Raw genomic sequence first — 26,730 nt, 5'->3', positions numbered from 1 at the left:
AGCGACTGTACGCCGCGACCATATAGAAATCACGGAACGATAACGATAGAATCACGAAGAAGTAACAATGACAATTTCTGCGTTAACCTGAAAATCGCCTGTGCCATACGCTGCCGACATCTGAGTCGCGATCGTTTGCCGACCAGCCCCAACGTCAGGAGCGGATCATGCAACAGGCACTTCGTCCGTACATCACGACCGGCGTCGTCCTTTTCGGGACCAGCCTCATCGCCGTCGCACCGGTCACGCCGCTGCCCATCGATGTGCAGGTGCGGGCCGTGACACTGGCCGGCGATGCCGCGGACATCCTCGGGCCTTATCAGGACCTTTACGCCGACACCGTGGCCAACCTGCAAGCCATGAACCAGCATTGGCTGGCTCAGCCGTTCCCGGTGCTGCAACAGATCGTCAGCAACTGGACGGGCTACTTGGCGCAGCTCAGTGCCGACCCACAGTCGATCGGCGCGGTCATGGACAACATTTCGAACAACCTCCAGCAGGTGAACAGCCTGCTGGCGACCTTGCTCCCGGCGTTCGGCGCCCAGATCTTTCCCCTTCCGGCGCCGATCTCGGTAGAACTCTCGACACCGCTGGCCGTGCTGACCGCGGGCCTGGGGCCCGTGGTGGCCGTCCTCAACGAGCTCAACGGAATCATCGGGACGGTCCAGACGGCCACCGACCCCGAAGCGGTTCTCACGGCGCTGTTGACCGCCCCGGCCCACCTGTTGAACGCCTACCTCAACGGGTCGGACAGTCTCGATCTGTTGGGGGTGAGCGTCCCGGCGTTCAACGGACTGCTGGTTCCCGGGCAGATATTCGACACCGAGGTGTCCGTCGGGGACCTGCTGAACCAGCTGGACGGCCTGCTCGGCGGCTTGGACACCGTGCTCAACGCTCTGGGCGGCGACGATATCGACCTGGGCGGGCTGCTCGACCATGTGCTGACCACACCGTTGCCGGGGCTACTGGGTGACCTGGGGTTGGGCGGCCTGACGCTAGGCGGGCTGCTCGACGGCGTCGGAATGGACGGCCTGGGTCTCGACCAGCTCCTCGGGACCATCGGATTGGGTGACGTGACGCTGCCCGACGTGCTGGGTGACCTGGGGCTGGGCGGCCTGACACTGGGCGGGCTGTTGGGCGGCGTCGGCCTCAACGGGGTGATGCTGGGTGACCTGCTGGCCGATGTGGGTCTGGGTGATATGACGTTGACCGGGCTGCTGGGCGGTGTGGGCCTGGGCGACACCACTTTGGCCGAACTCTTGAGCAGTGTCGGTGTCGGCGACACCCCACTGTCCGAGCTGCTGGCCGATGTGGGGCTGGGCGGCGCCGGGCTGGCCGGCCTGATGGAGGACCTAGGACTGGGAAATCTGACGCTGGTCGGGCTGTTGGACGGCGTCGGGTTGGGAGACCTTACGCTGCCCGCCCTGCTCGGAGGCGTCGGGTTGGGTCACATGACGCTGCCCGGCCTGCTGGATGGCGTCGGGTTGGGCACCACCACCCTGGTCGAGTTGCTCGACGGCGTGGGCCTGGGCGGTCTGAACATCAGCGCGCTCCTGGGAGCGGTCGGGTTGGGTGGCACCACGCTGCCTGACCTGATCGAGGACCTGGGGATGGGCGACACCACTGTGGCCGGGCTGTTGGACGGTGTCGGGCTGGGCGAGATGACACTGCCCGGGCTGCTCAGCGGTGTGGGGCTGGGCAACATGACGCTACCCGGACTGCTGGACGGCGTCGGATTGGGTGACACCACGCTGGTCGGGCTGCTTGATGGGGTGGGGCTGGGTGATTTCAACATCGGGGCGCTGTTGGGTGCCGTGGGGCTGGGTGGCGCAACCCTGCCCGACTTGATCGACGACTTGGGAATGAGCGATCTGACCCTGGGCAGCCTGCTGGGCGGCCTGGGCGCCGCCGACGTGACGCTGGGCGGCCTGATGGACACGCTGAGCCTGACCGACCTGAGCGTGGGCGACCTGGTCGGCGCTGTCGGCTTGGACAACCTGGATCTCAGCGGACTGCTGACCGGCATCGGTTTGGGCGGCACGACACTGCCCGGGCTGATCGGCGACCTGGGCTTGGCCGGCCTGACGTTGGGCGGGCTGGTCGGCGGTATCGGGGCGGGTGGCACCACACTGCCCGAGCTGTTGACTCACATGGACATGGGCGACATGACGCTGTCCGGCATGGTCGGGGCATTGCTGGGCACCACGACGCTGCCCGGAATGCTCACCAGCCTCGGACTGGGTGGCCAGAGCCTGGGTGGCCTGCTGGGCGACCTGGGTCTGGGCGGGATGAGCCTGCACACCCTGCTGTACAACCTCGACATGAACGGCATGGCCGTCATCGACCTGCTGAACAACCTCGGGCTGAATGACGTCAGCATCGGCACGATGATCACCAGGATGGGGTTGGACACCCTGGGGCTGCACAGCCTGGTCCACAACCTCGGTATGGGCAATCTGACCCTGGTCGACGTGTTGAACACGGTCGGCGTCGGGCAGCAGGGCCTGGGCGGGCTGCTGCACGATTTCGACGTGACCCTGGGCATGGGCTCGCTGTTCAGCGCCTTGGGGATCGACCTCGGGCTGATCAACGACGCCCTGGATGCAGTCAACCTCAACGGCGCCATCGATGCGACCGGTATCACCGTCGGCGGTCTGCTGAGCTTCTTCGGTCTCAACGTGACCCTGGACAAACTGCTGGGCAATATCGCCGAGCAGGGAGCAGGGGTGAGCCTCAGTGGCGTGTTGCACGGGTTGGGGCTCTACAACCTGACATTGCCCGCCATCCTGTGGAACCTGGGCTTGAGCAACTTCCATCTGGGCTGGACCGGGACGAACGGCCTGCTGCAGGTCCTGGGAATAGAGCACATGAGCCTCAACGACCTGCTGAACGCGGTGGGCCTCGGCGACGACAACCTGGTCGGCCTGCTGAACAGTCTCGGCCTGGGCATCAGCCTTCCCGACCTGCTCGACAATGTGGGGATCGGTGGCCTGAGCCTCGACGACGTCGTCAGCAGCCTGACCTTGGGCTCGATGAACCTGGACAGCCTGCTGGGCGCCTTGGGCATCGACGACGCGAACCTGGCCAACCTGCTGCAAAGCCTGGTCGGGAACCTCACGCTGCCGGGTCTGGTGAACAACCTGGGTCTCGGCGACATGACGCTGGGTGCCGTGGTGGGCAACCTGGCCACCGGCGACCTCACCCTGGGTGCCCTGCTCGGCAACCTGAACCTGAGCGGCCTGACGCTGGGCGGGCTACTGGACAACCTGCAGCTGAGTGACCTCGGCCTGGGCCCCCTGCTGGGCGGGCTGAACATGGGCGGCCTGACGCTACCCGGGCTGTTGGCTGGTCTGGGCTTGGACAACCTGACCCTGGGCGGGTTGTTGAGTGACCTGGGAACCGGGAACTTCACGCTGTCGGGGCTGTTGACCAACCTTGGTCTAGGTGATGCGACGCTGCCCGCGTTGTTGACCGATCTGGGTCTGGGTGACGCGACACTGTCGGGCCTGTTGGGCAACCTGGGTATCGGCGGCTTCTTTTTGCCCGGCCTGCTGGAGGATTTGGGCTTGGGCAACGTCACGTTGTCCGGCTTGGTCGGCAACCTGGGCGTCGGCGATGTGCCGCTGAGAGAGCTGCTGAGTGACCTCGGTACCGGCAACTACACCCTCTCGGGGCTGCTGACCAACCTGGGCCTGGGTGACGCGACGCTGCCCGAGTTGGTGGCTGATCTGGGTCTGGGTGACGCGACGTTGTCGGGACTGTTGGGCAACCTCGGTATCGGTGGGATGTTCGTGCCCGGCCTGCTGGACGCCTTAGGTCTGGGCGATGTCACCCTGCCCGGGTTGCTGGGCGGTCTGGGCGTGGGCGATCTGACCCTCGGTGAGTTGTTGACCAATCTGGGCACCGGCGGCTTCACCCTGCCCGGGTTGTTGGATGCGCTGGATTTGGCCGACGTCACTCTGCCCGGATTGCTGGGGGACTTGGGGATGGACGACTTGACGTTGGGTGGGCTGTTCGACGGACTCGGTCTGGGTGACCTGAACCTGCCCGCGCTGCTCGGCGATGTCGGGCTGGGCGAGAGGACGCTGCCCGACCTGCTAAGTGACCTGGGATTGGGCGACATGACGCTGGGTGGGCTCCTCGGCGGACTGGGCGCCTGGGACCTGGGGCTGGGCGATCTGCTCGCTGACTTGACCGACAACCTGAGCCTGGCGGGCCTGCTGGAGGGCCTGGGGCTGAGCGACCTGGATGCGCTCACCCTCAACGGCGGGTGGTTCGGCGGGCTGCTGCCGTTGGTCTTCGGCGACCTGCCGCAACAGATCGCCGAGCTGCTCGGCGCGCCGGCTGCCGGGGCAGCCGATGCCTCGGTGTTCGCCTCGGGTGCCGCCGCGGATCTGTCAGCCAGCCTGGGCACCGACCTAGCCTCGGAGGTCTGGGCAGACCCGGCAAGTGGGTTCTGACCGCGAGCCGTGCCGTCGCCTCGCAGCGTCGGGGGCAGGGCCAGAAGTCCCGAGTCCGCGGCGCAGGTGCGGGTCTTCGTGCCCTGGTCGGACCGCTAGGACGCGGAGGATCGTGAAAGGGCAGGTCCCCTTGGGCTCAGCGGGAATTGGGCTCGGGACCGCGAGGGAAGAAAGGGGCCCGACCGTGGATGAACAGCCTGCGGGTTGCCCGGACGCCGCGGCGGTCCGGGAGACCATTCGGACCGCGTTGCTGCTGGCAGCCCGAGCGCCGTCGGTGCACAACTCCCAGCCCTGGCGCTGGCGGGTGGACCCGACGCCCTCCGCGCCCCGACTGGATCTGTACGTCGAGCCCGATCTGCAGCTGCGCAGCGTCGATCCCGACGGTCGGGGCATGATCTTGAGCTGCGGCGCGGCATTGCACCACTGCGTGGTCGCGTTCGCCGCATTGGGTCAGCAGGTCAAGGTCCATCGGTTGCCCGACCCGGCGCGCCCCAATCTGCTGGCCTCGATCGAGCTGTGTCCGCTTGGCCCGCAGCCCGATCTCTCTCAGGTCGACGTCGCGCTGGCGGCGGCGATTCCGCGGCGGCGTACCGACCGTCGCTACTTCAGCGGCTGGCCGGTGGCCGGCGCCGACATCGCGTTGATGGGCGCGCGTGCCGCCCGCGCGGGCGTGATGCTGCGCCGGGTCGACGCCCTGGACCGGCTGAATGCGGTGGTGGCCCGCGCGGTGTTCGAGCATCGCAGCGACTATGACTACCTTGCCGAGTTGGCGACCTGGAGCGGGCGTTACGGGTCGGTGGCCGGTGTTCCGGCGCACAGTGTTCCGGCGTCGGACGCCGGCGCTCCGATTCCGGGCCGGTTCTTCGCCGGGCCGGCACTGGCCCAGCCGCCCGGCGCCGTCCCAGCCGAGGACCGCGCGGTGATGTTGGCATTGGGCACCGAGACCGACGACCGGCTGGCCCAGCTGCGTTCGGGCGAGGCCACCAGCGTGGTACTCCTGACCGCGACGGCATTGGGGCTGGCCAGTTGCCCGGTCACCGAGCCGCTGGAGATCGCCGAAACCCGGGCCGCGGTGCGTCGCGACGTCTTCGGAACCAGCGGTTATCCGCAGATGCTGCTGCGGGTGGGCTGGGCGCCGATCAATGCCGATCCGTTACCGGCAACCCCGCGGCGTTTCCTCAATGACACCGTCCAGTGGCTGGCCGCAGATACCCGCGAGGCCGAACCGCGAGATGCCGAAGGGCTGGCGCTCTACGCCTGATGCGCACCGCGGCGATTACGAGACCAGGGGAGCGGACCAGCGCAGCACCGTCCCGCCATCGGGGGCCGATGCGACGCTGAAGGTTCCGCCCGCCTGCTCAGCGCGCTGCCGCAGGTTGGCCAGGCCACTGCGGTTGATCACCTCGGGCAGCCCGCGGCCGTTGTCGCTGACCTCGATGCTCAGGTCGTCTTCGACCTTGATCTGCACGGTCACTGCGGTGGCGCCCGAATGCCGGACCGTATTGCTGACCGCCTCGGAGACCACCGCCTCGGCGTGGTCGGCCAGACCCGGCTCGACCACCGAAAGCGGGCCGACGAACTGCACGGTGGTATGCAGCCCCACCCCGGAGAATTGGGCCACTGCGTTGTCCAGTCGCTGCCGCAACGGTGTCGCCGCGGAGGTGACGCCGTGCAGGTCGAAGATCGTGGTGCGGATCTCGCCGATGATGGCCTGCAGGTCGTCGACCGCGTCGGAGAGCCGGTGCTGCACCGCGGCGTCCCGGCTGCGTGGAATGGTGCCCTGCAAAGACAACCCCACGGCGAAGAGCCGTTGGATCACATGGTCGTGCAGGTCGCGAGCGATCCGGTCCCGGTCGGTGACCACGTCGAGTTCGTGCATGCGGCGCTGCGTGGTGGCCAGCTGCCAGGCCAGCGCGGCCTGATCGGCGAACGCAGCCATCATGTCCAGTTGCTCGGTGTTGAACGGGGGAGTGGTGCTGTGCCGCATCACCACGACCACGCCGGCCACCGCGTCGGCGGCGCGCAGCGGAAGTATCAGGGCGGGCCCGGCCGCACGCACACCGCTCAACGTCAGCTGGTCGACTCGGTGCGGCTCCCGCTTCGAGAAGGCCTCGCCGACGGGGGAGCCGGTCACCGGGAGGGTTCCCCCGGACAGGCATGCCATTGTCGGCCCGATGGTTTCGACCACCAGGAGTTCGCTGACCTCCGCTTCGGCGGCGTCCTCGTCCAACGGGATGGCCACCAGCGCCGACTCGGCACCGGTGAGCTTGCTGGCCTCCTCGGCGATCAGCCGGAACACCGTCGAGGGGTCGGTTCCTGACAGCAGTTCGGTCGCGATGTCGTGGGTGGATTCGATCCAGGACTGCCGCGCCTTGGCCTGCGCGTACAACCGGGCGTTGGCGATCGCGATCCCGGCGGCGGCCGCCAGCGCCTGAACCAGCACCTCGTCGTCTTCGCTGAATGGCTGCCCGTTGGCCTTTTCGGTGAGGTACAGATTGCCCACGACCTCGCCGCGCACGCCCACCGGTACGCCGAGGAACGTCCGCATCGGCGGATGGTGGGGCGGAAAGCCTATGGACGCCGGATGTTTGGAGAGGTCGTCCAGTCGCAAGGTTTGGGGTTCGTCGATCAGCAGACCGACCACCCCCACCTGCTGGGGCAGCCGGCCGATCTTGACGAACGTTTCGTCGTCGATGCCCTCGTAGACGAACTGCTGCATTCGGCGGTGGCGGTCGTGTACTTCCAGCGCACCGTATTTGGCCTCGACCAGATTGGTGGCGGTCTGCACGATGGTGCGCAGGGTCTCGTCGAGCTCCAAACCCGAAGTGACGGCCAGCATCGCTGCCAGCAGCCCGTCGAGGCGGTCGCGCCCCTCTACGATCTGCTGGACCCGGTCTTGCACACCGACCAGCAATTCGCGCAGCTGCAAGTGCGAAAGCTTGTCGCGCAGGGGATTCGGTCCTTCCTCGGGTGCGGCGTCAGTCATTCCGTGCGCGCTCGAGTTTGGTGGCGAAGACCGCGGCCTGGGTACGACGCTCCATGCCCAGTTTGGCCAAAAGCCGTGACACGTAGTTCTTGACGGTCTTCTCCGCCAGGAACATCCGATCGGCGATCTGCTTGTTGGTCAGGCCTTCGGCGAGCAGACTCAGCAGTGTCCGCTCCTGTTCGGACAGGCCCGACAGCGGATCGGGTTTGGCGGCGGCGCCGCGCAGTTTGGCCATCAGGGCTGCTGCAGCACGGTTGTCGAGCAGCGAACGCCCCGCGCCGACTTCCTTGACCGCGTGGGCCAGCTCCATGCCCTTGATGTCCTTGACGATGTAGCCGCTGGCGCCGGCCAAGATGGCGTCGAGCATGGCCTCGTCGGAGGTGAAGGATGTCAGGATCAGGCAGCGTAGTTCGGGCATTCGCGACAGCAGGTCACGGCAGAGTTCGATGCCGTTGCCGTCCGGCAGCCGGACATCGAGCACCGCTACGTCCGGAGACAGCACGGGTATGCGGGCTAGGGCTTCGGCCACCGAACCGGCCTCACCGACCACATCCAGTTCGGGATCGGCGCCGAGCAGGTCAATCAGGCCGCGCCGCACCACCTCGTGATCGTCTACCAGAAAGACCGTGACCACATCGCGTCCTCTCACCCGTAGCCGTCGTCGCGGCGCGCACGCAGGCACTGCCCACGGTAGCGGCGACACCGGCGGATTCCCAGGGCACAAAGCCATCGCGTTCTGAGTGGTCGGAAGTTGTCGGTGGGGGGCTGTAGGAACGGAGATATGAATACAGGGCACGGGTGGCTCATCGGGCGTGAATTACGCTTCATGCCACTCGGCCCGGACGTAGGAGATCCCAGTGGACGCCTCTGCCCTCAACGCGTTGTTCGACCTGACCGGACGCACCGCCATCGTGACAGGCGGAACGCGCGGCATCGGATTGTCGGTTGCGCACGGACTGGCCGCTGCCGGTGCCAACGTGGTGGTGGCCAGCCGCAAGAGCGAGGCCTGCGATCGTGCTGCCGAGCAGCTGCGCCAGGCCGGCGCGCAGGCCATCGGGGTGCCGACCCACCTCGGGGACGGCGAGGCGATCGAGGCGCTGGTCAATGCCACGGTCGAGCGGTTCGGCGGAGTCGACATCGTCATCAACAACGCTGCCAATGCGCTGGCGCTGCCGTTGGGCGAGATCACCTCGGAGGCGTTGGACAAGTCGTTCGCGGTCAACCTGCAGGGGCCGGTGTTCCTGGTTCAGGCGGCGTTACCGCATCTTCGCAAGAGCGAGAACGCCGCCATCGTCAACGTGGTGTCGGCCGGCGCCTTCGTCTATTCGCCGGCGACCTCGATGTACTCGGCTGCCAAGGCCGCCCTGGTTTCGTTCACCCGGTCCATGGCGGCAGAGTTGGCGTCATCGCGGATCCGGGTCAACGCGATCGCCCCCGGACCGGTCAATACCGACATGGTGCGCAACAACCCGCCGGAGTTCATCGCGGCATTGCGGGCTGCCACGCTGCAGCAGCGCATTGCCGAACCCGACGAAATGGTCGGTCCGGTATTGCTTCTCGTCTCTGACGCGGGCAGCTACATCACCGGCCAGACCATCCATGCCGACGGCGGGATGGTGGCGAGGTAGAGCTTCGGCTACGGGTTCCGCTTAGCGGCGCGCAACGCCTCGGCCGCGCCGCCCAGGAACGGGGTGATGATGTCCACCGGCAGCGGGAACACCACGGTGGAGTTCTGGTCGGCCCCGAGTTCCAAAAGGGTTTGCAGATAACGCAGTTGCAGCGAGGCCGGGTTCTGCGAAAGCCGCTCGGCGGCCTGGCTCAGTTCCTCGGAGGCCTGTAGCTCGCCGCGGGCGTTGATCACCTTCGCGCGGCGCTCGCGCTCGGCCTCGGCCTCGCGGGCCATCGCGCGTTGCATCGACTCGGGGATCTCCACGTCCTTGATCTCGACCACTCGCACCTGGACGCCCCACGGCTCGGTCTGCTTGTCGATGATCGTGCGCAAGTCGGCGTTGAGATCGTCGCGGTGCGCCAGCAGCGTGTCCAGGTCCGCTCGCCCCAACAGGGAACGCAGCGTGGTCTGGGCGATCTGCGAGGTGGCCACGGCGTAGTTCTCGACCTCCATGATCGCTTTGAGCGGGTCGGTGACCTGGAACATCACCACGGCGTTGACCCGGGCTGGAACATTGTCGCGGGTGATCACCTCTTGTGGGGGAATGGTCAGGGTGACCACCCGCTGGTCGACCCGAATCATCTTGTCCACCAAGGGGAGCAGGAATTTCAGTCCCGGCTGGTAGAGCGGGCGGGCATGGCCCATCCGGAACACCACGCCGCGTTCGTACTCGCGCACCACATTCAGCGCGAAATATGCCAGCACGGCCAGTGCCACGATGGCCAGCGCCAGCACGGTGATCAGTCCCTCACTCACTTGAGCTGCTGCCTCCTGCTCGACGCGTCGTCGGAAAAGCCGCCCCACCGGGTGGAGTACCGGTCGATCGCGGCCTCGGCCTTCAATGCCTGATCTTCGGTGACGGACCGGTGCGGCCGGTCATCGGGGGCATTACTCGGGGTGTTCCACAGGTGCGACAGCAGAGGATAGCCGCCGGCCGCCACTACGGCGATCGCCGCGGTCAACACCAACACGTCGGCGGCCGAGTGGTTCACGAACAACGTCGTCGCCGGCAGGATGATCCCGAAACCCGCTACAGCACAAGCGATACCTCGGTGAAACCGGCCGGTTTCCGAGTGCGGCCACGGGTCGACCGCCCGGCTGATCTCCCGGCCGTGCGGCGACGTGGTGCAGGTCTGCTTGACCGGGCAGGAGTTGCATACCGACGGCGTCGCCCGGTACCGCATCACCCGATTGTCCGGGTCGAACGAGGTGGGCCAGAGCCACTGATCCTGCGGGCACTTCCACGCGTCATGGTCGTCGTGGTAGACGAACTTGCCGGTGCGCCACTGCGCGGCGCGTTCGGAGGTCCGCTGGGCCATCCGGTCGAAACCCCAGGCGAAAGCCAGCAACAGCAGCGCGTAGCCGGCAACCAGCCACACCCATGTCGCCGGCCCGGTCATGCTCAGTCCTTGCCTGCGGCTGCGGAGTCTGCCGGGACCTCGACGTAGAGCGGGTGCTCCGGCAATTCGTCGACGGTCTCGCCGGAGCGGAAGTTGCGCAGCGCGATCCAGGCGATCCAGACAAAGGGCAGCACACCGCCCACGATCAGGATCGCGTCCCCGGGCAGGCGCATCCACTCCAGCAGCGCGTTGCCGGGCTTGGTGATGTACCCCAGCGACCGTGCCTCGAAGTAGCCGTCGTTGACCGAGTGGAACAGCTGCAGCACACCCAGCGGCAGCAGCGTGACGAACACCATCCACGCCAGGCCGATATTCATGCTCCAGAAGGAGATCCGGGCCAGCTTGTTCGGCCACTTCTCCGCCGGGATCACGTACCGGAAGGCGAACATCGCCAGGGCCACCGCGAGCATGCCGTAGACCCCGAACATCGCGGCGTGTGCGTGGTTGGCGGTCAGCGCGGTGCCGATCTCGTAGTAGGACACCACCGGCAGGTTAATCAGGAAGCCGAAGATGCCCGCGCCCAGGAAGTTCCAGAACCCGACGGCGACCAGGAACATCACCGCCCAGCGAGCCGGGAAGTTGTTCTCGCCGCCGGCCTCCTGACGGGCACCCAGCTGCAGGAAGGCCCAGGCTTCCACGGTCAGGAAGGTCAGCGGGATGACCTCGGCGGCCGAGAAGAAGGCGCCCATCGCCATGTGCTCCACCGGCGTGCCGGAGAAGTACAGGTGGTGCATGGTGCCGATTACGCCGCCCGCGGAGTACAAGATGATGTCCAGGAAGATCACCAGCAGTGCGACGCGTTCCCGCACCACCCCGAGCTGGACGAACATGTAGGCCACCATCGCGGTGGTGAACAGCTCCAGGAAGTCCTCCACCCACAGGTGCACCATCCAGAACCGCCAGAAGTCGGCGACCGAGAAGTGCGCCTCACTGCCGGCTAGCAGGCTGGCCGCGTAGAACGTCGGGATGGCCAGGCCGGTGAAGAAGAACATCCAGGGCAGGTTCATCTTCGAGGTGGTGGCCAGCTTCGAGCGCATGCCACGCCAGATGATGACGATCCACAAGAACAGACCGACGATCAGCAGTACCTGGAACAGTCGCGGCAGGTCCAAGAACTCCCACTGCTGGGACAACAGGGTGCCCGGCTTGATCACCCCGAAGATCGACAGTGCCTCGAAGGCCAGGGAGCCGAAGACCACCACCGCCAGCGCGCCGAGCAGTCCGTAGACCAGTAGCGACTGCTTGGCCGGTTCGCGGCGGGTGACGAAGGGCACCAGGAAGATTCCGCCGGCCAAGAATGCCGCCGCGGTCCAGAACAGTGACAGCTGCAGGTGCCAGGTTCGGGCCAGGTTGTAGGGGAGCACCTTCGCGAGGTCGATCCCGTAGAACTCCGACAGGTCCGCCCGATAGTGCTCGACGGCCCCGCCGAGCAGGACTTGGGCCAAGAACAGCACCGCCACCACGGCGAAGATCCAGATCGCGGCGCGCTGCGAACGGGTCAGCGGCACCTCGCCGGGCTGGCGGAAGTGCAGCTTGGTCATCTCCGTGCCGTGCCAGCCGATGTTCTGGCTCCACCGACCGTAGACGGTGAACATGACGCCGATGCCGCCCAACAGCATGATCAGTGACAGCACCGACCACACCACCACCGATCCGGTGGGCCCGTTGTCCACGCGCGGCTCCGAGGGCCAGTTGTTGGTGTAGCTGTAGTTGTGGCCGGGCCGATCGGCGGCCGCCGCCCACGCGGTCCAGGCGAAGAACGAGGTCAGATCACGGATCTCGCCGGGGTCGGTGATCATGTGCGGCAGCAGGCCGTACTTGGTGGAGGCTTCGCCGAAGTAGTCGGCGTAGTGCTCTTCGATGTCGTTGAACGCCCGGACCTGTTTGTCGGTGAACACCAGCGTCTTGGTGTCCGCGTTGTAGCGGTTGGTCCGGAACTCGGCGACTACGTCGTCGTGCGGGTTCGCCACGCCCTGCGCCTTGAACTGATCGGCGACATCTTCGGTGGCCAGCCGCAGATACTCGGCGGTGTAGTCCGGGCCCAGGTAGGCGCCGTGGCCCAGCACTGAGCCGTACTGCATGAGGCCGCGGGCCTGATAGAGCTGCTGGCCGCGGGTGATGTCGGCACCGGTGAACAACTGCTGGCCGGATTCCGTAACGACCTTGTCCGGCATCGGCATTGACGCCGTGTACGTGCGGTAGGCCAGGATGCCCATCACCAGGAAACCGAAGATCATGACTAGGGCTACGCCCTGCGCCCAGCCCTTGCCGACCAGCGCCTCGGCACGGCTGGATTCGGTGGTGGGCGCGCCCACCTGTGTCGCATCGGTGCTCATGGACGGGACGCTAACAGTATCGAGGATGAAAATTCGCGAAACTGTTAGTGCCCTCACGAATTTGGGGTCTGGCGTTAGTTTCTCTGTTGACTAAATGCCCCTTGACGCCGAGGTACGACATACCGTAGTAGCGGTCCGCTGTCGCGGGCCGGAAAGGACACCGCCATGCCCCGACTCCGCGAGATCCCGCGCGCCGACGTGACCGACGAGCAGATCTTGTTCTTCTATGACCGGCTGTTCGGCGCGGGCGTAGACCCCGTGTGCTCTGAAGCTCCCGCCGGCCACCGCACCATCCACGGGACACCGGGGGACTGGTGGACGGTGTTCGCCCAGGCGCCGCAGGTGTTCTCCCACGCCGTGCGCGGATTCGCCCTGTATCGCAACGCCTCGCTGGACCCGCTGCTGCGCGAGCTCGGCCAGGCCCGCGCCGGCTATGCGCGCGGCAGCCAGTTCGTCTTCTCCCAGCACTGCAAACAGATGCGTTCGCTGGGCATGTCCGAGGAGAAGATCACCGCATTGCCGTCCTGGCAGGTCAGCGATGTCTTCTCCGGGATCGAGCGCGCGGTGCTGGCCTACACCGACGCCCTGGTCTACGACGGTGGCCGGGTGGCCGACGAGATCTTCGCGGTGCTGCAGACGCACCTGTCCGACCGCGAAATCATGGAGCTGACCTACATCACCTGCATGTATGACATGCACGCCACCATCTGCCGCGCGCTGCGGCTCGAGTTCGACGACCGCCCGGAGCCGATCGTTGAGGTCCAGGTACCCGAGGGGGTCGCGGTCGCCGACCTGTCGGCAGACCTGGCGGGCGATTAGGGCCGGTCGGGCCCCACTGTCACACCCCGGGGGCAGCATCTCCCCTGTGCTTGACGCGGTGCTTCCTCTGCAGTGCGGGGGCTGCGGGGCGCCCGGGACCCGATGGTGCGCCGTCTGCGCCGCACAGCTGGCCGTCGGGCCGAACGAACCGCGAGTGATCGGCCCGCGGCTGGATCCACACGTCCCGGTGTTCGCACTGGGCCGCTATGCCGGGGCCCGCCGGCAGGCGATCGTCGCGGTCAAGGAGCGCGGGCGCAGCGACCTCGTCGCTCCACTGGCATCGGCGTTGGGGGAGGCACTGCAGCGGCTGCTGTACTGGCAGATGGTGGACCTGCCGCTGACGATCATCCCGGCACCCACCCGCCGCAGCGCCGCCCGACGGCGCGGGGGCGACCCGATCACGCGCATCGCCGCGGCGGTCGCTGCGCGCCATGCGGGCGTGACGGTCGCGCCGGCGTTGCGGATGCGGGCGCTGACCCGCGACTCGGTCGGTCTGGGCAGCGCCGCCCGGGAACGCAACATCGCCGGCCGAGTCCTGCTGTGCCGGGGTGGGCTGAGGAATTTCTCCGCAGCGGGCGATGTCCTGATCGTCGACGACGTCGTGACCACCGGGGCCACTCTGGCGGAGTCGGTGCGAGTGCTGCGGCAGGCCCGGGTGCGGGTTTCCGCCGCGCTCGTAATCGCATCGGTATGAGACGGGTGTCAAATGGGTGCGCCAAACCGGTGGCATGTATCCGGCGGCATGGCTACGGTCGTCATCAAGGGCCGGGGGGACCTTGACGGAACGTGGTCGAGACGACAGGAGAGTGTCGAGCATGGCAAATCAATTTGTGGAAACCAGCGCGGCGTCAGTCGACGTGGAGGAGCGGCCCGATCAGTCGGGCGCGGAGATTGTGGTCAAGGGCCGTAACGTCGAGATTCCAGACCATTTCCGGGTTTACGTCGCGCAGAAGCTGGCCCGCGTGGAGCGGTTGGACCGCTCGATTCGCCTGTTCGATGTCGAGCTCAAGCACGCCAATAATCGACGCCAGCGAAAATCCTGCCAGCAGATCGACATCACCGCGCACGGCCGGGGCCCGGTGGTCCGCGGGGAGGCCCGCGCCGACAGTTTCTATGCCGCATTCGAGGCGGCGATCGACCGACTGGAGAGCCGGCTGCGCCGCGACAAGGGCCGCCGCAACGTCTCCTACGGCGACAAGACGCCGCTGTCGGTAGCGGAGGCCACCGGTGCCACCAACTTGGATCCGGAGTTCCTCGCCGCCGCATTCAACCGGGACGGCACCGCCGAACCCGATCACCGCGAGGCGACCGCGCACAGTGACGGCCACGAGCATGAGCCCGGCCAGATCGTGCGCACCAAAGAACACACCGCGACGCCCATGTCGGTCGACGACGCGCTCTACGAAATGGAGCTCGTCGGCCACGATTTCTTCCTGTTCCAGGACAAGGAGACCGACCAGGCGTCCGTTGTCTACCGACGGCACGCCTACGACTACGGCTTGATTCGTCTGGTCTGAGCACCGCCTTCAGGGGCTGCGTTGGCGGCGCATTGCCGCCCTCGGCGACGGTGTCACCTACCATGGGTGACGCTCGTAATGCCGAAGACTGAGTAGGGGACATAGCCGTGCTGTCCAAGTTGCTGCGTTTTGGTGAAGGCCGCATGGTCAAACGGCTCCGGAAGGTCGCCGACTACATCGACACCCTCTCCGGGGATGTCGAAGCGCTCACCGACGCGGAGCTGCGGGCCAAGACCGACGAATTCCGTCAGCGACACGCCGACGGCGAATCCCTCGACGACCTGCTGCCCGAGGCATTCGCGGTGGCCCGTGAGGCGGCGTGGCGGGTGCTGACCCAGCGGCCGTTCCACGTGCAGCTGATGGGTGGCGCGGCGCTGCACTACGGCAACGTCGCCGAGATGAAGACCGGTGAGGGCAAGACCCTGACCTGTGTGCTGCCGGCCTACCTCAACGCGATCTCGGGCAAGGGCGTGCACGTCGTCACCGTCAACGACTACCTGGCCAAGCGAGACAGCGAGTGGATGGGCCGCGTGCACCGCTTCCTCGGCCTGGAGGTCGGGGTGATCTTGTCGCAGATGACCCCGGACGAGCGGCGCGTCGCTTACCACGCCGACGTCACCTACGGCACCAACAACGAGTTCGGCTTCGACTACCTGCGCGACAACATGGCGCATTCGCTCGATCAGCTGGTGCAGCGCCCGCACAACTTCGCCATCGTCGACGAGGTCGACTCCATCCTGATCGACGAGGCCCGCACCCCGCTGATCATCTCCGGGCCTGCCGACGGCAGCTCCAACTGGTACTCCGAGTTCGCCCGGATCGTGCCGCTGATGGAGAAGGACGTCCACTACGAAGTGGACCTGCGCAAGCGCACCATCGGTGTGCACGAGCTCGGGGTGGAGTTCGTCGAGGACCAGCTCGGTATCGAGAACCTCTACGAGGCCGCCAACTCCCCGCTGGTCAGCTACCTCAACAACGCCCTGAAGGCCAAGGAGCTGTTCAACCGCGACAAGGACTACATTGTCCGCAACGGCGAGGTCTTCATCGTCGACGAATTCACCGGACGCGTGCTGGTGGGTCGGCGCTACAACGAGGGCATGCACCAGGCCATCGAGGCCAAGGAGCGCGTCGAGATCAAGGCCGAGAACCAGACCCTGGCCACCATCACCCTGCAGAACTATTTCCGGCTCTACGACAAGCTCGCCGGCATGACCGGCACCGCCGAGACCGAAGCCGCCGAGCTGCACGAGATCTACAAGCTGGGCGTGGTGCCGATCCCGACCAACAAGCCGATGGCACGCCTCGACCAGATCGACCTCATCTACAAGACCGAGGAGGCCAAGTTCCTCGCGGTCGTCGACGATGTCGCTGAGCGCTACGAGAACGGCCAGCCGGTGCTGATCGGTACCACCAGCGTGGAGCGCTCGGAGTACCTGTCCAAGCAGCTGACCAAGCGTCGCGTCCCGCACAACGTGCTCAATGCCAAGCAGCACGAGCGTGAGGCGCACATCATCGCCGAGGCGGGCCGCCGTGGCGCGGTCACGGTCGCCACTAACATGGCCGGCCGCGGTACTGACATCGTGCTCGGCGGCAACGTCGACTTCCTGGCCGACCAGCGGCTGCGGGGTCAGGGCCTGGACCCGGTCGAGACCCCCGACGAGTACGAGGCCGCCTGGGACGAGGCGCTCCGCGAGATCAAGGCGGAGGCGGCCGCCGAGGCCGAGGAAGTGATCGAGGCCGGCGGCCTCTACGTGCTGGGCACCGAGCGGCACGAGTCGCGGCGTATCGACAACCAGCTGCGTGGTCGTTCCGGCCGGCAGGGTGACCCGGGCGAGTCGCGGTTCTACCTGTCGCTGGGCGACGAGCTGATGCGACGGTTCAACGGTGCGGCGCTGGAGTCGCTGCTGACCCGACTGAATCTGCCCGATGACGTGCCGATCGAGGCCAAGATGGTCACCCGGGCGATCAAGAGCGCCCAGACCCAGGTCGAGCAGCAGAACTTCGAGATCCGCAAGAACGTCCTGAAGTACGACGAGGTGATGAACCAGCAGCGCAAGGTGATCTACGCCGAGCGTCGGCGCATCCTCGACGGCGAGAACCTGGCCGAGCAGGCCCACGACATGCTCGTCGATGTGATCACCGCCTACGTCGACGGTGCCACCGCCGAGGGCTACGCCGAAGATTGGGACCTCGAGCAGCTGTGGACGGCGCTGAAGACCCTGTACCCGGTGGGGATCGACTATCACGAACTGCTGCACGCCGACGACGTCGGCGAGGCTGATGACCTGACTCGCGAAGAACTGCTCGAAGCGCTGCTCGCCGACGCCGAGAACTCCTACGCGGCGCGGGAGGCCCAGGTTGACGAGACCGCCGGGGCCGGCGCCATGCGGGAGCTGGAACGCGGTGTGCTGCTGAGCGTTCTGGACCGCAAATGGCGCGAGCACCTCTACGAGATGGACTACCTCAAGGAGGGCATCGGTCTGCGGGCGATGGCGCAGCGTGACCCCCTGGTCGAGTACCAGCGGGAAGGCTTCGACATGTTCCGCGGCATGCTCGACGGGCTCAAAGAGGAGTCGGTCGGCTTCCTGTTCAACGTCGCCGTGGAGGCCGTCCCGAAGCAGTCGGTCGCGCCGGTGGATGCCCCCGAGGGGTTGGCGGAGTTCGGGTTGCGCGCCAAAGGAATCGACGGCGCCAACGGTGCTGACGGCGCCGATGGTGCGGCCGGGCTGACCTATTCGGGCCCCGACGAGGACGGCTCTGCGCAGGTGCGGCGTCCCCGCGACCTGCAGCCGGCCGGCGCGACATCGCGCCGTGAGCGCCGCGAAGCGGCCCGCCGCGAAGGCCGCGGGCCCCGCTTGCCGAAGGTGCCGCGCAAGGGCTGAGGCGTTGAAGCGCTCAGCCGATGTGCAGGGCGACGATCCGCCAGGCGATGCTGTTTCCCGTCCGCGGGATGGACTCGACTCGGCAGGCCAGTGCATGAGTGCGCCGTCCGCGCCGGTAGGTGCCGAAAACCTCCACCGCGCTGGCCGGTTCGCCTGAACCTGCCGGTTGCACGCGTACCCGCTGCAGGATGGCCGGCTCAACTCGGCCCACCGGTGTCGGCGGCCGCGCCGATACCACCGAGTCGGCGAGTCCGGTGGCAAGCAGCGGATGCAGATGCGTGGACGGCCGGCGCCCGTCCACCACCTCCAGGACCCGGCGCAGTGCGGCGTCGGCGAACACCGCGGCCGCCTGTAGCGGCGCCGGCAACACCTTGAGCGCGGGTCGATCGGGCCGCGTCCTCGGCGGATGCCCGCGGCGGGGCCGAACCGACGGCGGAGACGCGGGCGAGTGCGCGGGCCGACCCGGCGTAGCCGGGCGGGCCGGCGGTTCGTAGTCGAGCATCGGTGCGACGGCCGAGCGCGGGGGCGTAGTGGGATCGATGGGCACGGCAACTCTCCAAGGTCGGTCCGGGTGGTGGGCCTGCTGGAGAGTGGCAGGGCGTGTGCGGCGATCATCGCACAATCGCGGCTGCGGCGTATCCGCGTGCGGCGCGGCCCAGCGGCGGGCTACCGTGAGCGGCAGTGTTTTTCTCCGATCCGGGGCTGGTGCGGTGCCCGGCCGGATCGAGCCAGCAGGGAGGACGGGTGCCAGGATGGTGAACCGGCTATCGGCGTCGGAAGCCTCTTTTTACCGGCTGGAGAACACCACGACGCCGATGTACGTGCAGTCGCTGTTCATTCTTCGTAACCCGCGGGGCGGGCTGGGCTACGACAAGCTGCTGGAGACCGTCGAGCAGCGGCTGCCCCAAATCCCGCGCTACCGGCAGAAGATCCGCGAAGTCACTATGAACCTGGCCCGCCCGGTGTGGGTGGACGACCACGAGTTCGACATCACCTACCACGTAAGGCATCTCGCAGTGCCGTCCCCCGGCAGCGATCGCCAGCTGCACGAGCTGGTCGCACGGTTGAGTCAACAGCCGCTGGATCGCTCCCGGCCGCTGTGGGCGACCTATCTGATCGAGGGACTGGCTGACAACCGGATCGCCCTCTACATCAAGTCCCATCAAGCGCTGGTCCACGGCATGGCGGCGCCGGCGTTGGCGCACGTCCTGGTCGATCGGACTCAGCGTCCACCGGCTTTCCATGAAGACATCTGGGTACCTCGCGACGAGCCGGGCGCCGTCGAGTTGGTGCTCGGTGCGGTCGGGGACTGGGTGGCGGCCCCGCGGACCCAACTGCAGGCGGTGGGGTCGACGGTCGGCAGCCCGTTGACCTGGGCGGGCCGCAAGGCGTTCGATGCGGTCCGGGCCATCGCGCGCGGTGCGGCCCCGCAGAGCCCGCTCAACACCCAGGTCTCGCAGAACCGCCTGTTCACGGTGGCGAGCGGTTCGCTCGAGGACTACCGAACAGTGCGGGCCCGCTATGACTGCGCCATCAACGACGTGGTGCTCGCCGTGATCACCGGCGCGCTGCGGAACTGGCTGCTGGCCCGCGGTGAACCGGTCGGATCGACACGCACCGTACGGGCGATGGCACCGTTGTCGGTGTATCCGGACCACGAACTCGACTCCGCGGGTCAGCCGATCGGTGCGGTGACACCGTTCTTGGTGGATCTTCCTGTCGGCGAACCGAATCCGGTAGTCCGGCTTTCTCAGATCGCCTATGCCACCGAGTCGCATCCCACCTCGACCGGGTTGGTGGATGCCCGCACCATCTTGACCGTGGCGGGCTTCGCCCCGCCAACCCTGCACGCGATGGGTGTTCGGGTGGCGACTGCGTTCGCCGGATTCTCCGGGCGGGTGTTCAACCTGCTGATCACCAATGCACCGGGCACTCAGCGGCAGCTCTATGTTTGCGGAGCGAAACTGCTCGAGACCTACAGCGTGCCGCCGTTGTTGCCCAACAAGGCGTTGACGATCGGGGTGACGTCTTACAACGGCACGCTCTATTTCGGTGTCAATGCCGACCGCAAGGCGATGAGTGACGTAGGAATGGTCTCAGCACTGCTGGACGAGGCGCTGGCCGAACTGCTGGAGGCAGCACAGTGAGCGACGACGAATTCGAAGCCGCCAAGAAGCGGCTCGCTGACGACGTATACGAAAAGGAATTGCTGCGTCTGCAAAGCGAATTCGTCAAGCTCCAGCAATGGGTTCGCGCTACCGGCACCCGCGTGGTGGTGATTTTCGAGGGTCGTGACGCCGCAGGCAAGGGCGGCGTCATCAAGCGCATCACCGAGTACCTGAGCCCGCGCACGGTGCGGATCGCGGCCTTACCAGCCCCCACCGAGCGTGAGCAGGGGGAGTGGTACTTCCAGCGCTACATCGCGCACTTGCCGGCGCGCGGTGAGATCACCCTCTTCGACCGATCCTGGTACAACCGGGCCGGGGTGGAGAAGGTGATGGGCTTCTGCACTCCCGAAGAGCATGAGCAATTCCTCAAGCAGGCGCCGGTTTTCGAGCAGCTACTGATCGACGACGGAATCCTGTTGCGCAAGTACTGGTTCTCGGTGTCCCAGGAAGAGCAGCTGCGCCGGTTCCGTAAGCGGCGCAACGATCCGCTGCGGCAGTGGAAACTGTCGCCGATGGACCTCGAGGCGCTGCACCGCTGGGAGGATTACTCGCGGGCCCGCGACGAGATGATGGCCCGCACCGATACCGCGTCGAGCCCCTGGTATGTGGTCGAGTCAGAAGTCAAGACACACGCCCGGCTGAACATGATGGCGCACCTGCTGGCGTCGATTCCCTATCGCGAGGTGGAGCACCAGCGGGTGGACTTGCCGAAGAAGCCCATCGTCACCGGCTTTTACAAGCGGCCCGACCGAAGTCTCTACCGCTACGTCGATGACTACGCCGCCACACTGCTGGGCGAGGCATGACCCTCCCCCGCAAGCGGGTGGTGACCCGCGTCGCCCGGCTTCGCCGCGCTGGCGATCGCGGCTGGGTTGACGGCCGCGACCCGCGTCGCCCGGCTTCGCCGCGCTAGCTATCGCGGCTAAGGTCTGGGCTCATGCGGGTCTACATCCCGGCGACGCTGGCCATGCTGGCCCAACTGGTCGCCGACGGTTCATTGCGTCCGGTCAGCGGGACTGCGTTCGCGGTGACCCCGGCGCTGCGGGAGGCCTACGCCCACGGCGATGATGACGAACTGGCCGAGGTCGCGCTGGGGGAGGCGGCGCTGGCCTCGCTGCGGTTGCTCGCCGCTGCGGACGCCGATTTGGCCGGCGCGAAGCTGCCCACGCGTCGGGCGGTGCTGGTCGCCGAGGTCGAGGGGGCTACGGTCCGCCCCGATCTGGATGCCGCGGTGGTGCGGCTGGCAGGGCCGGTCGCGCTCCCCGAGGTGGTCGCGGCGTATGTGGACAACGCTGCTGCCGAGCCGGCTGTGCTCGCGGCAATGGCGGTGATCGACGACGCCGACCTCGGTGACGAGGACGCCGAGCTGACCGTCGGCGACGCCCAGGACCACGACCTGGCCTGGTATGCCACCCAGGAGCTGCCGTTCCTGCTCGACCTGCTCTGATGCCGTCCGGGCAAGGTTACGGTACCGTAGGTTCATCAACCCCCGGTAGCGAACAGGGAATTTTTCGTGAGCAAGAAGCATTCGGCGATCGTTGCCCACATCGGTGACACCAAGCGGCCGACCGCCGTCGGGGTCGACCGTCACCCGGTCTGGAATGCGGTGCGTCGCATCGCAACACAGATCACCACACCGCTTTTGCCAGACGACTATCTGCGCTTGGCCAACCCTTTGTGGTCGGCCCGGGAACTGCGTGGACGGGTGGTGGAGGTCCGGCGCGAGACCGGGGATTCGGCAACGCTGGTCATCAGGCCTGGCTGGGGGTTCCAATTCGACTACCGGGCCGGTCAGTACATCGGCATCGGGCTGCTGGTCGACGGTCGATGGCGTTGGCGTTCTTACTCGCTGACCTCGCCGCCGGTGACCGGGTCTCGCACCATCTCCATCACCGTGAAGGCGATGCCGGAAGGTTTTCTGTCCAGTCATCTGGTGGACGGGGTCGCTCCGGGGACCGTAGTTCGGCTGGCCGCGCCGCAGGGGGAGTTCGTGCTGCCCGACCCGGCGCCGGCCACGGTGCTGTTCGTCACCGCCGGATCCGGGATCACGCCGGTCATGGCGATGTTGCGCTCGCTGGCTCGGCGCGGCGCCATCGCCGACGTCGTTCACTTGCATTCGGCGCCCACGGCAGCCGACACGCTGTTCGCCGATGAGTTGGCAGCCTTGGCGCGTGACCATCCCGGTTACCGGCTGCTGCTGCGCACTACTCGCGACCAGGGTCGGCTGGAGCTGCGGGGACCCGAAACTCTCGACGCCGATGTGCCCGATTGGCGTGAGCGCCAGACCTGGGCGTGCGGGCCGGCGGCGATGCTCGGCGATGCCGAACGCGTCTGGGCCGCTGCGGGGATCGCCGACCACTTGCATGTCGAGCGGTTCTCGGTGGCGCGTACCGCGACGGCCGAGGGCGGGGGCATGGTGACCTTCGCGGCAAGCGGCAAGAGCGTTGCGGCGGATGCGGCAACGACGCTGCTCGAGGCCGGCGAGAGCGCCGGGGTTTTGATGCCGTTCGGGTGTCGGATGGGCATCTGCCAGTCATGCGTGGTGACGCTGGTGGCGGGGCAGGCGCGTGATCTGCGCAGCGGTGCCGACCACGAGCCGGGGACCCGTGTGCAGACCTGTGTCAGCACGGCCGCCGGCGATTGCGAGCTCGACGTCTAATGGTTACCCGCTGGTAACCTACGGAGTCGTAGGTTACGATAGCGTAGGTGCAGACGGTAATGCGTTTCCGAAAGGTGGTCTGATGGCGGTAACCGACGTCGAGGTGTTTGCGCACCTCAGCGACGCCGATGTGGCGAATCTCGCCGCGGAACTGGACGCCATCCGCAGAGACATCGAGGCGACTCGAGGCGAACGTGACGCTCGCTACATCCACCGCACCATCGCCGCCCAGCGGGCGCTCGAGGTGACCGGCCGGGTGCTACTGGCGGCCGGCAACCGACGCTGGGCGCGCTGGGCCGGTACCGCCACCTTGGGCGTGGCCAAGATCGTCGAGAACATGGAGATCGGCCACAACGTCATGCACGGGCAGTGGGACTGGATGAACGATCCAGAGATCCACTCCACCGGCTGGGAGTGGGATATGGCCGGTGTCTCCAAGCACTGGCGCTTCACCCACAACTTCGCCCACCACAAGTACACCAACATCCTCGGGATGGACGACGATGTGGGTTACGGCGTAATCCGGGTCACTCGCGACACTCGCTGGCAGCGCTTCAACCTGCTCAACCTGTTCTACAACGCCATGTTGGCGATCGGGTTCGAGTGGGGAGTCGCATTGCAGCACTTGGAGATCGGCAAGATCTTCAAAGGCCGCGACAGTCGCCAGTCGACCCTGGTGCGGCTGCGGGAGTTCGGCGACAAAGCCGGACGGCAGGTGTTCAAGGACTACGTGGCGTTTCCGGCCCTGACCTCACTGTCGCCCGGCGCGACGTTCGTCTCGACGGTGAAGGCCAATGCGATCGCCAATGTGATCCGCAACCTGTGGGCCAATGCGATCATCTTCTGCGGTCACTTCCCTGACGGTGCAGAGAAATTCACCAAGACCGACATGGTCGGTGAGTCGCAGGGGCAGTGGTATCTGCGGCAGCTGCTGGGCAGCGCCAACATCGATGCCGGGCAGCCGATGCGGTTTATGAGCGGCAGCCTGTCGCATCAGATCGAACATCACCTGTTCCCGGATCTGCCGAGCAACCGCTACCCCGAGATCGCGGTGCGGGTGCGTGCGGTGTGCGAGAAGTACGACCTGCCCTATACCTCCGGGCCGTTCCTGGTGCAGTACGCCAAGACCTGGCGCACTATCGCCAAACTGTCACTGCCGGACCGCTTTCTGCGCGACACCGCCGATGACGCACCGGAGACCCGCAGCGAGAAAATGTTCGCCGAGCTGGGGCCGGAATTTACGCGCGTCGACCCGGTGACCGGTCGTCGTCGTGGGCTCAAGAGCGCCATCTCCGCGGTGCGGGGCTGGCGTCGTGACAAGAAGGTCGACCTGGCCGCCTGAGCGATGCGCGCGAGTGTGAATCTCACGGCGTGACACCCTGGGAGAGCGTCGCGAGATCCGCTCTCGGCCTTGTGAAACGCGGGTCAGCCCTCGCGCAGCGCCGTCAATAGTCGGCGCGCTGCTTCGACCCGGCGCTGCGCCGCGCCGGTCAGGTTGTCCAGTGCGCATTCGGGATCTGCTGGCGGGCCCAGGTGACCGCAGCCGCGTGGACAGTCGTCGATGGTTTCGGCGAGGTCGGAGAACGCCAGAAGCACGTCGTCGGGTGCGATGTGGGCCAGGCCGAACGAGCGGATTCCCGGGGTGTCGATCACCCAGCCCGATCCCTCCAGTCGCAGTGCCACTGACTGGGTGGACGTGTGCCGCCCCCGGCCGATGTCAGTGACCCGTCCGACGGCCCGATCAGCTTCGGGGACAAGGCGATTCACCAACGTCGATTTGCCGACGCCGGAGTGCCCCAACAGCACAGTCACCTGCGATTCCAGGAGGGGAGCGACGGCGTCGAGCGGGTCGTCGCGGCCCGCGGTGACGACCGTGAGGTCCAGGTCGGCGAACTGGCCGGCGAAGGGGGCCGGGTCCGCCAGGTCCGTTTTGGTCAGGCACAGAATCGGCGCCAGCCCTCCGGCGTAGGCGGCGATCAGTGCCCGGTCGACCAGGCCGGTCCGCGGCGGGGGATCGGCCAGTGCGACCACGATCAGCAGCTGGTCGGCGTTGGCGACCACCACCCGCTCGGTGGGGTCGGTGTCATCGGCGGTGCGCCGCAACACGGTTCGCCGTGGTCTGCGCCGGACGATGCGGGCCAGGGTGTCGGGCCGGCCGGACAGATCGCCAACCACGTCGACGCGGTCGCCGACCACGATCGGGGTGCGTCCCAGCTCGCGGGCACGCATCGCGGTGACCTGCAGATCGGCCGGGCCGTCGGGGCCGTCGAGGACACAGCCCCAGCGGCCGCGGTCGACGCTGACCACCATGGCCGACTGGGCGTCGGCGTGCCCGGGACGGATCTTGGTGCGCGGCCGCGAGCCGCGGCCGGAGCGGACTTTGACGTCGGATTCGTCGTAGTCGCCAGTGTTGATTCGGCGGTCCAACTTCGCCTCTCCTCCGTCGAGCCTCGTTAACCGCCGGCTTTCAAGCGCCGGCCCCCGCGTCGGCCAGCATGTCGGCCCACATCCGGGGAAATGCGGGCAGCGTCTTGGCGGTTGTTTCGATGTCCTCGACCTCCACACCGGGGACCCGAAGCCCGATGATCGCACCGGCGGTGGCCATCCGATGGTCGGCGTAGGAATGCCAGATTCCGCCGTGCAACGGGGTCGCGGTGATCAGCAGGCCGTCAGAGGTCTCGACGCTGTCGCCGCCCAGCCGGTTGATCTCGGTCGTCAGTGCCGCCAGCCGGTCGGTCTCGTGCCCACGCAGATGCGCGATGCCGCTCAGCCGCGACACCGCGCCCGGGGCGGCCAGGGCGGCCAGGGCCGCCACCGTCGGGGTGAGTTCGCCGACGGCGCGCAGATCCACGTCGAAGCCGCTGTAGCTGCCCGGGCCCTCGACTTGCAGGTGCGCATCGGCGTGGCTCACCCGTGCACCGGTCGCGCCGAAGATCTCGATGATGGCGTCGGAGGGCTGTACGCCGACGGCCGGCCAGCCAGCGATTCGCACGCGGCCTCCGGTGACCACCGCGGCCGCCAGGAACGGGGTGGCGTTGGACAGGTCCGGTTCGATCTCCCAGTTGCGGGCTGCGGCCGTCGCCGGTGTGACCCGCCAGCGGTTCGGAACGGCGTCATCGACAACGATTCCAGCCTGGCGCAGCATTGCGACCGTCATCGCGATGTGTGGGGCCGACGGCAGGGTAGCCCCGGTGTGCAGCACGGTCAGGCCCTCGTCGAAGGCCGCGGCGACCAGCAGCAGTCCGGAGACGAACTGCGACGACGCGGAGGCGTCGATCGCCACGGTTCCCCCGGCGACGGAGCCGGATCCATGGATTCCGAACGGCAGGCCGTCGCCCTCGACCGCGATACCCAGACTGCGCATCGCATCCAGCAGCGGGGCGATCGGCCGGGCCCGGGCCTGCTCGTCCCCGTCGAACGTGACGGTGACGGTGCCCAGCGCCGCCAGCGGCGGCACGAACCGCAGCACGGTGCCGGCGAGGCCACAGTTCAGGCGGATGTTCGGTTCGGGGTCGATCTTGCCGCTGACCGTCACGTGGTGCGCCACTGCCTCGACCCGCAGGCCCAGGGCCCGCAGGGCGTCGAGCATCAGGTCGGTGTCGCGGCTGCGCAGCGCGCCCGAGAGGGTGGAGACACCGCCACCGCGTCCCGCGGCCAGCGCGGCCAGTACCAGTGCCCGATTGGTCTGCGACTTCGAGCCGGGCACGGTCACCGTCGCGTCGATGGGGGCGGTGGGCATCGGTGCCGGCCAAGTCGTCACGGTTTCATCCTGCCAGCGCATTGCTCCAGAGCTGGTATCGGCGGTTCAGTGAGCCTCGACGGAGGAGAGGCGAC

The 26,730-nt window shown here is 67.2% G+C and carries 20 protein-coding genes; 12 read left to right on the top strand and 8 right to left on the bottom strand.

Annotated features, from left to right (window positions below):
• Positions 1 to 167 precede the first annotated feature (167 nt).
• Together NM962_02290 and NM962_02285 are read left to right on the top strand one after the other, a co-directional pair.
• Complete coding sequence (locus tag NM962_02290; protein ID UVO13010.1) at positions 168 to 4,460, top strand: hypothetical protein; 4,293 nt, start codon at positions 168 to 170, stop codon at positions 4,458 to 4,460.
• Positions 4,461 to 4,644: 184 nt separating this feature from the next.
• Positions 4,645 to 5,721 carry an NAD(P)H nitroreductase gene (locus NM962_02285; protein ID UVO13009.1) on the top strand — a complete coding sequence of 359 codons (1,077 nt, stop codon included), beginning with the start codon at positions 4,645 to 4,647 and terminating at the stop codon, positions 5,719 to 5,721.
• Between the two features lie 15 nt (positions 5,722 to 5,736).
• Here NM962_02285 and NM962_02280 read toward each other — a convergent pair whose 3' ends face one another.
• Both NM962_02280 and NM962_02275 read right to left on the bottom strand, forming a co-directional pair.
• A complete protein-coding gene (locus NM962_02280) occupies positions 5,737 to 7,446 on the bottom strand; it encodes a GAF domain-containing sensor histidine kinase (protein ID UVO13008.1) in 1,710 nt (569 codons plus the stop codon).
• Complete coding sequence (locus NM962_02275) at positions 7,439 to 8,080, bottom strand: response regulator transcription factor (GenBank protein ID UVO14512.1); 642 nt, start codon at positions 8,078 to 8,080, stop codon at positions 7,439 to 7,441. The genes NM962_02280 and NM962_02275 overlap by 8 nt, the downstream gene beginning before the upstream one ends.
• Positions 8,081 to 8,303: 223 nt before the next feature.
• Between NM962_02275 and NM962_02270 the strand changes: the two genes are divergently transcribed.
• Positions 8,304 to 9,074, top strand: a complete 771-nt coding sequence (locus NM962_02270; protein UVO13007.1) for a glucose 1-dehydrogenase — start codon at positions 8,304 to 8,306, stop codon at positions 9,072 to 9,074.
• Positions 9,075 to 9,082: 8 nt separating this feature from the next.
• On the opposite strand, the gene NM962_02265 is transcribed toward NM962_02270, so the two are convergent.
• From NM962_02265 to NM962_02255, 3 genes are read right to left on the bottom strand one after another with little or no spacing between them, the layout of a single operon-like run.
• A complete protein-coding gene (locus NM962_02265; protein ID UVO13006.1) occupies positions 9,083 to 9,871 on the bottom strand; it encodes a slipin family protein in 789 nt (262 codons plus the stop codon).
• The gene (locus NM962_02260; protein UVO13005.1) at positions 9,868 to 10,515 is read right to left on the bottom strand and encodes a hypothetical protein; all 648 of its coding nucleotides are present in this window, start codon (positions 10,513 to 10,515) and stop codon (positions 9,868 to 9,870) included. The genes NM962_02265 and NM962_02260 overlap by 4 nt, the downstream gene beginning before the upstream one ends.
• 2 nt (positions 10,516 to 10,517) lie before the next feature.
• On the bottom strand, positions 10,518 to 12,851 hold the full coding sequence (locus tag NM962_02255) for a cbb3-type cytochrome c oxidase subunit I (GenBank protein ID UVO13004.1): 2,334 nt from the start codon (positions 12,849 to 12,851) through the stop codon (positions 10,518 to 10,520).
• Positions 12,852 to 13,016: 165 nt separating this feature from the next.
• Here NM962_02255 and NM962_02250 point away from each other — a divergent pair, with 165 nt between their 5' ends.
• From NM962_02250 to secA, 4 genes are all read left to right on the top strand, one after another.
• Complete coding sequence (locus NM962_02250; GenBank protein UVO13003.1) at positions 13,017 to 13,670, top strand: carboxymuconolactone decarboxylase family protein; 654 nt, start codon at positions 13,017 to 13,019, stop codon at positions 13,668 to 13,670.
• Between the two features lie 46 nt (positions 13,671 to 13,716).
• Positions 13,717 to 14,364, top strand: a complete 648-nt coding sequence (locus NM962_02245; protein UVO13002.1) for a ComF family protein — start codon at positions 13,717 to 13,719, stop codon at positions 14,362 to 14,364.
• 121 nt (positions 14,365 to 14,485) lie between these two features.
• On the top strand, positions 14,486 to 15,187 hold the full coding sequence (gene raiA, locus NM962_02240; protein UVO13001.1) for a ribosome-associated translation inhibitor RaiA: 702 nt from the start codon (positions 14,486 to 14,488) through the stop codon (positions 15,185 to 15,187).
• A 107-nt stretch (positions 15,188 to 15,294) separates the two neighbouring features.
• A complete protein-coding gene (gene secA / locus NM962_02235) occupies positions 15,295 to 18,069 on the top strand; it encodes a preprotein translocase subunit SecA (protein ID UVO13000.1) in 2,775 nt (924 codons plus the stop codon).
• Positions 18,070 to 18,082: 13 nt separating this feature from the next.
• Here the strand turns inward: secA and NM962_02230 are convergent, their stop codons facing one another.
• Positions 18,083 to 18,616 (bottom strand): Rv3235 family protein, encoded by a 534-nt coding sequence (locus NM962_02230; protein ID UVO12999.1) that lies wholly within the window; start codon positions 18,614 to 18,616, stop codon positions 18,083 to 18,085.
• Positions 18,617 to 18,821: 205 nt separating this feature from the next.
• On the opposite strand from NM962_02230, the gene NM962_02225 reads away from it, so the two are divergent.
• The 5 genes from NM962_02225 (at position 18,822) to NM962_02205 (ending at position 24,238) form a co-directional block, all read left to right on the top strand.
• On the top strand, positions 18,822 to 20,216 hold the full coding sequence (locus NM962_02225) for a wax ester/triacylglycerol synthase family O-acyltransferase (GenBank protein ID UVO12998.1): 1,395 nt from the start codon (positions 18,822 to 18,824) through the stop codon (positions 20,214 to 20,216).
• A complete protein-coding gene (ppk2, locus tag NM962_02220) occupies positions 20,213 to 21,043 on the top strand; it encodes a polyphosphate kinase 2 (protein ID UVO12997.1) in 831 nt (276 codons plus the stop codon). The genes NM962_02225 and ppk2 overlap by 4 nt, the downstream gene beginning before the upstream one ends.
• A 131-nt stretch (positions 21,044 to 21,174) precedes the next feature.
• Positions 21,175 to 21,684, top strand: a complete 510-nt coding sequence (locus NM962_02215; protein ID UVO12996.1) for a hypothetical protein — start codon at positions 21,175 to 21,177, stop codon at positions 21,682 to 21,684.
• Positions 21,685 to 21,750: 66 nt separating this feature from the next.
• Positions 21,751 to 22,896: a ferredoxin reductase gene (locus tag NM962_02210; GenBank protein ID UVO12995.1), complete on the top strand. Its 1,146-nt coding sequence runs from the start codon at positions 21,751 to 21,753 to the stop codon at positions 22,894 to 22,896.
• An 82-nt stretch (positions 22,897 to 22,978) separates the two neighbouring features.
• A complete protein-coding gene (locus NM962_02205) occupies positions 22,979 to 24,238 on the top strand; it encodes a fatty acid desaturase (protein ID UVO12994.1) in 1,260 nt (419 codons plus the stop codon).
• 83 nt (positions 24,239 to 24,321) lie between these two features.
• On the opposite strand, the gene rsgA is transcribed toward NM962_02205, so the two are convergent.
• Positions 24,322 to 25,311: a ribosome small subunit-dependent GTPase A gene (gene rsgA / locus NM962_02200; GenBank protein UVO14511.1), complete on the bottom strand. Its 990-nt coding sequence runs from the start codon at positions 25,309 to 25,311 to the stop codon at positions 24,322 to 24,324.
• Positions 25,312 to 25,363: 52 nt separating this feature from the next.
• Positions 25,364 to 26,656, bottom strand: a complete 1,293-nt coding sequence (gene aroA, locus NM962_02195) for a 3-phosphoshikimate 1-carboxyvinyltransferase (GenBank protein UVO12993.1) — start codon at positions 26,654 to 26,656, stop codon at positions 25,364 to 25,366.
• Positions 26,657 to 26,730 lie beyond the last annotated feature (74 nt).

Origin of the sequence: Mycobacterium sp. SVM_VP21 (genome assembly GCA_024758765.1) — a bacterium.
In the GTDB taxonomy this organism is placed as follows: domain Bacteria; phylum Actinomycetota; class Actinomycetes; order Mycobacteriales; family Mycobacteriaceae; genus Mycobacterium; species Mycobacterium heraklionense_C.
Note: the sequence above shows the minus strand (reverse complement) of the source record. Positions and strands in the feature narration are given on the sequence as shown.